7 protein-coding genes and 1 pseudogene are annotated in these 11,195 nt (G+C 46.7%); 3 read left to right on the forward strand and 5 right to left on the reverse strand.

Going from position 1 to position 11,195, the window contains the following annotated elements:
- Position 1: 1 nt before the first annotated feature.
- The 5 genes and pseudogenes from VIC_RS13395 to VIC_RS13415 all read right to left on the reverse strand — a co-directional run bounded on the left by VIC_RS13395 (position 2) and on the right by VIC_RS13415 (position 5,832).
- Positions 2 to 1,516 (reverse strand): ABC transporter substrate-binding protein, encoded by a 1,515-nt coding sequence (locus tag VIC_RS13395; protein WP_006960478.1) that lies wholly within the window; start codon positions 1,514 to 1,516, stop codon positions 2 to 4.
- Positions 1,506 to 2,354 (reverse strand): ABC transporter ATP-binding protein, encoded by an 849-nt coding sequence (locus VIC_RS13400; RefSeq protein ID WP_006960479.1) that lies wholly within the window; start codon positions 2,352 to 2,354, stop codon positions 1,506 to 1,508. The genes VIC_RS13395 and VIC_RS13400 overlap by 11 nt, the downstream gene beginning before the upstream one ends.
- Before the next feature lie 20 nt (positions 2,355 to 2,374).
- Positions 2,375 to 3,136 (reverse strand): ATP-binding cassette domain-containing protein, encoded by a 762-nt coding sequence (locus VIC_RS13405; protein WP_006960480.1) that lies wholly within the window; start codon positions 3,134 to 3,136, stop codon positions 2,375 to 2,377.
- Between the two features lie 169 nt (positions 3,137 to 3,305).
- A pseudogene (locus VIC_RS13410) lies at positions 3,306 to 4,609 on the reverse strand (MATE family efflux transporter).
- 209 nt (positions 4,610 to 4,818) lie between these two features.
- Complete coding sequence (locus tag VIC_RS13415; protein WP_006960481.1) at positions 4,819 to 5,832, reverse strand: methyltransferase; 1,014 nt, start codon at positions 5,830 to 5,832, stop codon at positions 4,819 to 4,821.
- Between the two features lie 463 nt (positions 5,833 to 6,295).
- Between VIC_RS13415 and VIC_RS13420 the strand changes: the two genes are divergently transcribed.
- From VIC_RS13420 to VIC_RS13430, 3 genes are all read left to right on the forward strand, one after another.
- Positions 6,296 to 9,346 carry a non-ribosomal peptide synthetase gene (locus VIC_RS13420; RefSeq protein WP_006960482.1) on the forward strand — a complete coding sequence of 1,017 codons (3,051 nt, stop codon included), beginning with the start codon at positions 6,296 to 6,298 and terminating at the stop codon, positions 9,344 to 9,346.
- Between the two features lie 67 nt (positions 9,347 to 9,413).
- Positions 9,414 to 10,901, forward strand: a complete 1,488-nt coding sequence (locus VIC_RS13425; protein WP_006960483.1) for a non-ribosomal peptide synthetase — start codon at positions 9,414 to 9,416, stop codon at positions 10,899 to 10,901.
- Between the two features lie 18 nt (positions 10,902 to 10,919).
- Positions 10,920 to 11,195, forward strand: a complete 276-nt coding sequence (locus VIC_RS13430; protein WP_019276642.1) for an acyl carrier protein — start codon at positions 10,920 to 10,922, stop codon at positions 11,193 to 11,195.

Genomic DNA, 11,195 nt, shown 5'->3' on the forward strand with positions numbered 1-11,195 from the left:
GTTAGTTCACCTCAGTAAACTGGTCGATCAGACGACGCTCACGTGGGTCACGTTGTGCATTCTTTACGCGGTTACTCTCACCTTGGATTACACGCTCGTGAAGCAGTGGAATCACAGCGTATTGCTCAAGGATTTTGCTTTCTGCTTCGATGATCGCTTGTTGGCGTTTCTCACCCAAAGGTTGACGATCAGCGTGTTTCAATGCTGCGTCCACCTCTTCAGAGCAGAACTGACCTAGGTTGTAAGAACCTTTACAGCTAAAGTCACTTTGCATGTACGCCACTGGGTCACCAGAATCCAGCACCGTTGCACGTGACAACAAGAACGCATCGAACTTACCTGCTAGTGCATCGTTTTCGATTTGTGCGTATTCACGAACATCTAGCTCAACCACAAAGCCTGCCGCTTCAAGTTGTTGCTTTAGCAGCACCGCTACTTCTGGCAACTCAGCACGGTCGGTAAATGTACCGATGGTGATCTTCTCACCGTTCGCGTGGCGCATTTCCATGGTTTCCATACGAGGGTTCGCATCACGAATTGGTTGAGCCCATGCCAATGCTGGACCTAACAGACCTTTCGCTGAATCGGCGTGGTTCTCGTAAACCGTTTTGATGATTTGCTCACGGTTAACCGCTTGAGCCGCTGCTTTACGCAAACCGAACTGGCTAAACACATCTGATTTGTTGTTTAGGTAAAGCGTGTTGGTACGTGGCATTGCAACTTCGTGCAGCTGTGAAGATTCCATCATCGCGATTTGCGAAACAGGAACCGCTTCAACGACATCCGCCTCACCGGTACGCAGCGCTGCAGCACGAGCAAAACCGTTTGGTACGTATTCCGCAAAAATGCTATCTACTTTCGCTTTTTCACCCCAGTAACCGTCAAAACGCTTCAGTTTTGCGCTGGTTGTCCCGTTGATTTCTGTCAGAACGAATGGACCCGTACCCGCATTGATTGGCACAACACGACCGTTTTCTTGATATGCAGCACCAGAAAGGATCGCTAGCTGTGGGCTAGAAAGACGGCTTGGCAACAATGGATCGTTAAAGGTCGTTTTGATTTCAACAGTGAAGTCGTCCAATGCGCGAACTTGCCATTCGATACCATCCAAAATGCGTGGCTTTGGTGCAGCATCTAATGCTTTTTGCAGAGAGTTCACGACCGCGTTGGCATCAAGGTCAGAACCATCGTGGAATTTCACGCCCTTACGTACCGTAAATTGCCACGTCTTCGGGTCAACTTGTTCCCACTCTGTTGCCAGCATAGGCTCTGCTACCGACTGATCGTTTAGGTTCACCAGCGTTTCTGCCGTGCTCCAACGTGACAGTTTGAACGCGTCATCTGAAAGTGGCGACAAACCTGTGCGTGGTGGCTGCATCATGGCAACGCGAATTTCCGTTGCTTGCGGTGCCGCTGCTTTTTCCGCTTCTGGCTTGCTTTCGCCAGAGTCAAAACAACCGGTCAGCAGTGCGCTTAAGGCTAGCGACAAAGCTAACTTGGGAGTACTAAGGTGCATAAGAAACCTCTCCAATGGTTTTTGTGAATTCATTACTTTTGTGTTGAGCGCTCATTAATGCTCTCGTGATCAAGTGCGATGGGTTATTTGCCACACTTTGTGTTGTGCCGTGCTCGACAACGCGTCCTTTGTCTAACACCAGGATTTCATCGCATAGGGTTTGTGCAGCATCGAGGTCATGTGTCACCAAAATCAGGCGCATTTGACGACTCTTTTGAATACCTGTTAACAGGTCGAGAATCTGTTTACGACTGACGGGATCTAGGCTGCTGGTTGGCTCATCGGCAACCAACACACAAGGCTCAACAATCAAAGCTCTGGCGATAGCCACACGTTGGGCTTGCCCAACTGATAATTGCTGTGGGTTACGATCCAGCAAAGTGAGTTCCAAGCCGACATCCGCCAATACCTTTTCGACCTTCTCATTGAGCCCTTGCGTTACACCAATATTGCTTAGCGGCTCCAGTAAGATCTGGCGAACACTGTAATACGGATTCAAGCTCGATTGCGGCTCTTGCGGAATCAGTTGAATGTGCTGACACAACTCTTGGCGCTGATTAGCCGACATACGCGATAGCGGATAGCCACACACATACACTTCACCAGATGTGGGTTTACGAAGACCAAAAAGAAGCTCAATCAAGGTCGATTTACCCGCACCAGAAGGACCAACAATCGCAATGTTCTGTGTGTCGATAGCAAGATCCAATTGTTCAAGCGCTTTAAACGGTTTGCCCCCTAACCAACTTGGTTTGGAGTAATAGTGAACACTGGCTTGCTCAAAGCGAACTTCCGCCGATTTAGGCTGCGTGTGCCCGCTCAAGTTGTGCTTAGTCAAAATAGGCTCCAGAGATGAGGTTAAGGCAGCAGTTGCGCAAGTTGTTGGCAGAAAGGATGCGAACTTTGCTGAATGGCTTGCCATGGTGCGCCATAAGCCACCATGGTGTTGTCCGCAATCACTAAGACTTTGTCACACGCCAAAGCAGCAGATAGATCGTGCGTGATCAACAAACCACTGATGTTGCGCTGCTGAACACTACTGCGTAGCAACTCAAGGATCTCCGCTTCAGTTATTGGATCGAGCGCACTGGTGGGCTCATCAGCGATGATCAAGTTGGCACTACCAAGCAACGCAATCGCAATACAAATACGCTGGCGCTGACCACCAGATAACTGGCTTGGGTGCTGCGCCAATGCTGCTTTTGGATCCGTAAATCCGAGTTGAGACAACAAGGTCGTCACCGTTTCTCTGTTTGCTGAAGACAAGCGTGTTTTGTTGCCCGTTAACGCCAAACACAGTTGTTGTTCGACAGACGCCAATGGATTCAGCGCTTTGAGTGCATCTTGGAAAATGACCGCTGGACGCTGCGAATGACTGCGTTGCAACATGCCAGTTTTTGCGACTTCACTGCTGTTAAGCTGGATACTTCCGTCCACCCAAATATCAGACGGCAAAAAACCTGCGACGGCTTTCGACAACATGGATTTACCAATGCCAGAAGGTCCCATAATGGCAAGAACTTCACCTTGGAACAGCTCAAAAGAAATGTCTTTGAAGAGTGTGCGTTCTGAGTCTGCAAGGCTGAAATTATTAACGGAGAGTATTGGTTGAGAAATCACGACACCAAAACAAATGTAACATTATAACATAACAATGCTATCACGTGATTTTGTGCAATAAAACCGTCTGGAGTAGTTATTTCAGCTTATTTTTCCCTCACATCATCAATGCGAACTATCGCGATTGGTTTGATTCACAATGATATGAAATGACGTCCATTTAATATGACTAAAGACATTTTTTCTTCACCTGAATGATGCTTGGGTACAAGAAAACAAAGCGTCCAACGTAGAACACAGTAAATGCCAGCCACAAACCGTGATTGCCCCAGTATTGCACCGCAATAAATTGGGTCACTAAGAACACCACCATGGTTAAGAAGGTAGAGTTACGCACTGGTCGCGTCGTCCCCGTGCCGGTAAAGATGCCGTAAAACGTAAGACCAAAACCCGCAACTAATGGGAACACCAATAACCAAGGGCTCATATCTAAATACAGCTCAACAAGGTTTGGCAAAGTGGTAAACAACGTCACCACTTGGTGTTTGAAAAGAACCAACAGCAAGGTCAAGACAACGACGAACGCTGCGGTCCATTGCGTGTTTAGCTTAATCACGTTATCAAGCAATGTTGGATTCTTCTGCCCAACCGCTTTACCTGCAAAGACGCTCGACGCATTCGCCACACCATCAAACATGTAGCTGACGATGAAGGTCACTTGCATCAAGATTGCATTCACTGCGAGCACATCAGAACCAAGTTGAGAGCCTACACGCGCCATCATGTTGAAGAACACAAGCAGGCACACAGTACGTAACAACAAATCCATATTGGAAGATGCAATGACTTTGAGATCTTTACGCGTCATTTTTGCGGTCTGAATGTAATCAAACAACGAAAACGACAGGTTCTCAACACCAGCACCGCACCAATAACAAACGTCGAGATTTGCGCGATAAGTGTCGCCAACGCAACACCAGCAATTCCCATGTCGAAGTACAACACAAATACGACATCCAGCACTATGTTAAGCACGTTGCCAAACACTTGCGTGAACAAGGTTTCTTTGGCTTTCGCCTGCCCCATTAACCAACCAATCACGGTGTAATTCAGCAGTACAAATGGCGCACCAAAGATCATGATATCGAAGTAAATCTTAGTGTTTTCTGCCACGACTGGATCAGGGGAGATAATCAGTTCTGCACCCATCCAAATCACGGACTGCAATGCAATAAAAATCAAGCCAAGGCTGAGCGAAAGTACGAAAGGACGAAATAAGCTGCTCGCTTGCTCTTCTGGACTGTTTTTACCTAACGCAATCGCACTTTGCCCTGTGGTACTGACTCGGAAAAAGCCAAATAGCCAATACAAGGTGTTCATGATGACCGTACCGACCGCTACACCACCAATCATCTCAGCGACACCGAGCCTACCAATCACGGCAGTGTCCACCGCCCCCAACAAGGGCTGAGTTACAGTAGAAACGATGAAAGGAAATGCAATTTTTAAGTAGTCTTTATGGGTCAGAGCCATCTTATTCTGCCGAGTTTAATAAGAATTGTATCAGGGTAAAGGAGGGAGATGATGTCCAAGATCGGGATGAGAGTCAAAGGTTGTATTGATTATCATTACAGTAAATAGTAAAACTCAAAAATATAACAAGGCTAAGCATATTAAATGCTTAGCCTTTACTTGTTGATAATTTGGTTTGTGAATCTTTAGTTTTAGTGCGTAACTTTTGGTTAGCCTTTCATCACTTCCATCACAGTGTGTCCCGTGGCGAGTTTTGCACTACGGGCGACGCGTAGATTTGATTTGGCGAGTAGCTTTTCCATATCGCTTAAGCTGCGTTGATGGGTGCCGTCTTCACAGATAACCGATTGGAACAGGGCGTTGAACAGCAGTCGTGGAGAGCGCTCACCGTCTTCAACGAGAGGTTCAATCACCAGCAGGCGATTGTCTTCTAGCGATCGAGCAACCGTGTCGAGTATGTCTTTACAAGACTGTGTATTCCAGTTGTGCAGGACGTTTTTCAGCAGATAAATATCGTAGCCAGAGGGGATAGAATCGAAGAAATCGCCGCAGCAGACCTCGACTCTGTCGTGAATGTCGCTGGGCAGGTACTGCCAACTTTGCTCGCACACTTCTTCTCGGTCAAAGATACACCCAGACAGATGTTCGTAGCGATGGAGTAACTCTGCGGTAATTACGCCGCTTCCGCCGCCAATGTCCATTAAGCTACCCGCAAAACTGAACATATCTGGAAAAACTCTGGCGAGCTCTGCGCCCACTGGTCTTGAAAAGTCACGCATAGCGAGATCATACACGGAGGAACGTGAAGGTGTGGATTCTAAATACTGGTAAAGCATCTGATCATAGATGTGTTTGAATCCGGAGTCTCCAGTTTTACAGGTATGGAGTAGCCCCTCATAGCCGCGATAATATTCTTCGCCGAACAGTCGGCAGAAATGTCGCATAGATTGGGGGTGGTCGGAAAGAAGCAGCATGGAATGCGTGTTATTGCTGATCATTCGATCATCTTCAACATCAAAAAAACCAAACAGCTCGACGACCTTAAGCGTATTTAGCAGGACAGTCTTATCCGCATTACAAGCTAAAGCAAGTGCGTCGATGTCGAGCGAGCCCTCTTTTAATAAGTCGGCAAGCCCCAGTTCTGCGGCCACATTGAGTGCTTTGGCTGCCAGAGGCAGCATCATGATTTCAGATATCTTTTTAGTGGACTCTACATTACTCATAAAACGACCTCATTAAACCGTTAATTATTGCGTATTTAGCAAGCTAGCTTTGAAAACTTAATATTTAATTAAGATTGAATGAGTAAAGAATATTATTGGCGGTGTAGGTTACTAATGAATGTTTTATCATTATTACTTGATGATTATGTTTGAGTTGTTTCTTCATTTATAAAAAGAAATTAAATTTAATTCCAAAGTGTTTTTTATGTCTGTTTATAGTCAATTTAAAGTCAGTTTATAATTGATAATATTGAATTTAAAGTAAGTTTTATCTCCATAAGTGGTTGTTATTTGGTTTTTATTTCCACTCTATCTCTGCCTTAAAAACTTTGATGCTTAAAAGCAATTTGTTTCCTTAATTAAATCCTAAGTTTTCATGTCTAACTTTTATTTGTAGAAACCGGTCAGCAAGAAAATATTCTCGCATGACTTCAGGAATACCTTAACCAGCGAGGTAAATATTGTGAAAAATAACAATCCTGTATTTGAAACTATTTCAATGCAATCGTCGATTTCCCCTGAGGCAATAGCGGTTATCTACAAAGACAAGTCGCTGACCTATTCTGAGCTTGAGCTGCAATCAAACCAATTAGCGAGCTACTTAGTTAATCAATATCCTGATGGTGATAAAGGCAAAGTAGCGGTTTACCTTGAACCTAGCCTGATGTTGCCTGTGGTGATACTGGGGGTAATGAAAGCTGGGTTCAGTTATGTGCCTCTCTCTTCGTTCCAGCCGACAAAACGCATTCAGCAAATCTTGGATGATTCCGATGCATTCCTCATCATCACTGATGAGTTACTGAGCAAGAAACCGAGCATGGCTGAGTGCGATACAGAGAAGCTGAATGTTGCAGCGCTTGATCTAGCTGGCACTCTACACTGCCAATCATTGCCGAAGGTAAACCATTCTGATTTGGCTTATACCCTTTACACATCAGGCTCGACGGGTGTGCCAAAAGGGGTAGAAGTTGAACATGGTAGCATGGCGTATTATCTCGATTGGTTTAATCATGATTTATGGCCTGAAACTCAGGTAACCCTACCGCTCACCTCCTCTCTAAGCTTTGCGGCTGCGGTGACTCAATTGTTTGCTCCTTTGCTACGTGGTGACACCCTTCATATTCTTCCTGAAGGTACTTTGAATAACCCGCAACGACTCTTTGATTGGTATCAGAACCGAACTAACACGGCGATCTACTGTGTCCCTACAATATGGAATGAATTACTCAATTACCGCTGCTCAGTCGATAGCGCGCTGTCTCTGCCTGAAACTGTTTTTCTATCCGGAGAACCTATCGGTGAAGACATTAAGCAACGTACGTTCGACAGCATCGAGAATGTGCGTTTGTTTAACCTATATGGCCCGACTGAAACCGTTGCAAACTGTGCGTTTACTGAGTTAGAGCCAGACCAGCCCGTGACTATAGGCAAAGCGTTGGCAGGAAGTGAGTTGTTTCTACTCGATGAAAAGGGCGCATTAGTGACAGACGGCAGCGTGGGTGAAATCTGTATATGCGGCCCGGGCGTGGCTCGCGGATACAGTCATCGACCTGAATTGAGCGCAGAGCGTTTCTTCTCTCATCGCGGCCATAGCGCGCATCGCACCGGAGATTTGGGTCAGTTCAACGCAAACGGAGACATGGTGTGCCTGGGTCGCAAAGATCGTCAGGTGAAAATTCACGGAGTGCGAGTTGAGTTGGGCGAAATAGAAGCCAATCTTCGTCAGCATAGTGAAGTAGCCGACGCTGCGGTGAAAATGGTCAATGGTGGGCTGGTGGCTTACTTGCTGACGGACAAAAAACCAAGTGCTTGGGATCTACGTGCTTTCCTTAGCGAGCGCTGCCCGAGCGCGATGATGCCCGCTCAATTTGTTTACCTTGAAAGCTTTCCAAAACTACCGAATGGAAAACTCGATAGCGCTCGTCTGCCCGAGCCTGCGCCAGTAAGGCCAGAGCTGAATTATGATCGCAGCGTACCCGCTAACGACCTTGAACGGGACCTCGTAGACATCTGGCAAGAAGTGCTCGGTTTTAGTGGCCTAGGGGTTGATGATGACTTCTTTGACTTAGGCGGGAATTCCTTGCAGGCGATGCGTGCCAGAACCCTGATTCGACGCCGCCTCTACAGCGAGATAGATTTCAAGCTCTTTTTCAGCAATGCGACGCCGCGTAAATTGGCTGCGGTTGTACCTTATTATCTGGCAGATGACTTGGATGACGCGACATCCACTCCAAATGAGAAGAATCAAGAAGCGCAATTCGAACCGCTCACATCGCAACAGGCTTACTTCCTGACGTTAGAACAAACCAGCGCTAACCCGAAAGCCTACCAGCCTGCGTTTTGTATTTACCTTGAAGGAAAGGCAAGTTCGGAGAGCGTGGAATGGTGCCTCAATCGGGTGTTGGCCAGCAACCCAATCCTGACTACTCAATTCGATCTCGATAACTTTACCGCTAAAGAAGGTGGCTATGGTGCAGGTAAAGTAGAGATTCCGCACCGCAAGGTTGAGCATGTGTCGGGCAAACTCAGTGAAATGTCGCATTGTGATTTGCTGGATATGGCAGACATGCCGGACATCGACATTGATAGAGAGCCGCCGATTCGCCTGGCGTTATTGAGCAATAGTGACGATGAGCATGTGATCGTTGTTCGTGTCCACCACGCTGTGTTTGACCATGATTCCATTGGCATATTCTTTGAGCAATTTGTTCAAGCTTACCGCGCTTATATGGCAGGAGATTATGGTTTTGCCCAGCATCACCAACACCACTTGAGCTTGAAACAGCATCGCGGTGCGATGGTGGATGAAGAAAGCCAGATGCAATTTTGGTTGTCGAGATTGAATCGCTATCTGACAAAAGGAGCGGACAGTTCGTTGTACCCAAAAGCGGATTACCCGTCACCACAAGGCTACGTTGTGGAACTTTCCCAGCCTTTCAGCCAAGCGATAAAAGACTTTGCGCACGCACACAATGCAACGGCGTATGTCGTGTTACTCACGCTGTTTAATCTCGTGTTAAACCACGAAACTCGTTATCACAACATAACGATTGGCTTGCCTGTCTCCAATCGAGCTCTTTGTCAGAACGATGGTCAGCTCGGCTGTTTCGTCAACATGGTCACCTACCACGAACAGGTTGATCAGGTGGATAGCGTTGTAGGCTTGATTGAAGCCAGCAGCAAAGCGATCTACTCGTTGATAGAAAATCAGTCCGTGTCCTACCTAGAACTTGCTGATGAAATGCGAAGCAAAGGCTGGCTCGAGAAACTACGTTTCCCTGTCACGTTTAATTATCTGTCTGCAATGCCGGAAGCTACAGAGGTGCAAGGCTGCCGCATGAAAGTTCAACACATCGCTGAGCAATCCGCTCGATGCGATTTGACTCTAACTGTCGATGACGGCGAGCAGTTGACCCTCAATTTCGATTATGAAAGCACGGCGTTTACCAAGCAGCAGATCACCTTGCTGGCAGAACAATACTTGGCTCTGATTTCAGACACATTATCTCTGTAATGCGGAGTGTCTCCGGCTCGCAGGGAGCCGGAGATGAATAACGATTAAATATGGGGAGATGAATACAATGTCAAAATTGATCCACCGTCAGTTTGCTCATCAGTGCGCCAAAACACCGGATAATATCGCTCTGCGAAGTGACAGCGAAAACATCACATACCGCCAACTGGAACTGCGCGCCAATAATATTGCTCAGTCATTAATCCGCTCTGGCATTACATCAGGCGATGTTGTCGGCATCTACATGAATCGCTGCAATAACCTTGTTGCGACCATATTGGGTATTTTGAAATCAGGGGCTTGTTACTTACCGCTCGATCCTTATTACCCAAGCGATCGCCTCGCTTATATGGCAGAGCACTCGGAAGCCAAACTGGTGATCACTGACAATTTGAATAGCATGGATTGGCTTAGCAATGATCTTCCAACGTTGGATGTGAATAGCATAGATTTTTCCAGCGCGACAACCCCAGACTTACCGCAGGTAGACGAACAGAGCTTGTGTTACATCATGTACACTTCGGGCTCAACCGGTAAGCCTAAGGGCGTGATGATCGCGCATCATACGGTGGTGAATTACCTCAACTGGATGCAAAATGCCTTTCAACTGACGACAAACAGCCGGGTACTGAATCAGACCACATTCAGCTTTGATATTTCAGTCTGGGAAATGTTCTGGCCTCTGATGACTGGAGCAAGCTGTGCACTGATTGCTGAAGACGCTAAGTATGACCCCGTGCTGTTGGCTGACTTCGTTGAGCAACATCAGGTCACTGTCGCCCAATTTGTGCCAACCGCACTGCGTATCATTGTCGATGCGGATGTACTGCAACAATGTACCTCGCTAGAGCATATCTTCTCTGGTGGAGAAGCGTTGCCGCAACGCTTGGTGGACGACCTTTCCGCGCAGTATCCGGGTCATATCCACAACCTCTACGGGCCGACAGAGGCCACCATCTTTGCCTGTCACTGGTACTGTCAGCCACAGTGCGTAGAAAAAGTTGTGCCGATTGGTCGCCCGATTCCACACGCAGAAGTGCTTGTCCTTGATGAAGATTTACAGCCGGTAAAACAAGGGCAGTGCGGTGAATTGTATTTGGCCGGAGACATTCTGGCGAAAGGTTACCTCAAACGTGCCGACCTTACTCAAGAACGCTTTGTAGATCATCCCCAGAGTGGAGAAAAAATGTATCGCACAGGCGATTTGGTGAGTACCCGAGAAGACGGCGCGTTACTCTTCCATGGCCGAACCGATTCACAAATCAAACTGCGAGGTCACCGAATTGAGCTGGCTGAAATTGAAGCTCAACTACAAGCGATGCCCAGCATTTCTCACGCTGCAGTGATTGTGGATAGCAGCGATGACGGTAAGGCATCTTACCTGACTGCCTTTTATGTGCCCTCTCAGCAGTCCAACGTTGATGTGCAAGTGATCAAAGAACAACTGGCAAAAGTATTGCCTTACTACATGCAACCCTCCCGATATTACTCCGTTGATAGCTTACCCACGCTCCCTAATGGGAAAGTTAGCAAGTCAGCTTTAAACGCTCACTAATTAGAAGGTTCTAGCACTATGTCGAATAACAAACCCAATATGACACCTGAAATTGAAAACCGTGTTCTCTCAATCTGGCAATCGGTTTTAGACGTTAAAAAAATTGCCCGAGATGAGAACTTCTTTGATGCAGGAGGCAACTCATTATTAATGAGTAAAGTACACAGGGAAATAAAAAGACAGCTTGGAATTCCGATTAATATTATCGAGCTATTTCAATGTCCTACAGTGGATTCGCTAAGTAAGAATATATCTAAAAAATACCCTCAGGTGTTATTAGAAAAATCGAATTAA

The sequence above is a fragment of the Vibrio coralliilyticus ATCC BAA-450 genome (assembly GCF_000176135.1).
Classification (GTDB): domain Bacteria; phylum Pseudomonadota; class Gammaproteobacteria; order Enterobacterales; family Vibrionaceae; genus Vibrio; species Vibrio coralliilyticus.

Bases quoted from the DNA above. Each gene is read 5' to 3' on its own strand.
- VIC_RS13415 (WP_006960481.1), bottom strand. From the start codon at position 5,832: ATGAGTAATGTAGAGTCCACTAAAAAGATATCTGAAATCATGATGCTG.
- VIC_RS13395 (WP_006960478.1), bottom strand. From the start codon at position 1,516: ATGCACCTTAGTACTCCCAAGTTAGCTTTGTCGCTAGCCTTAAGCGCA.
- VIC_RS13425 (WP_006960483.1), top strand. From the start codon at position 9,414: ATGTCAAAATTGATCCACCGTCAGTTTGCTCATCAGTGCGCCAAAACA.
- VIC_RS13430 (WP_019276642.1), top strand. From the start codon at position 10,920: ATGTCGAATAACAAACCCAATATGACACCTGAAATTGAAAACCGTGTT.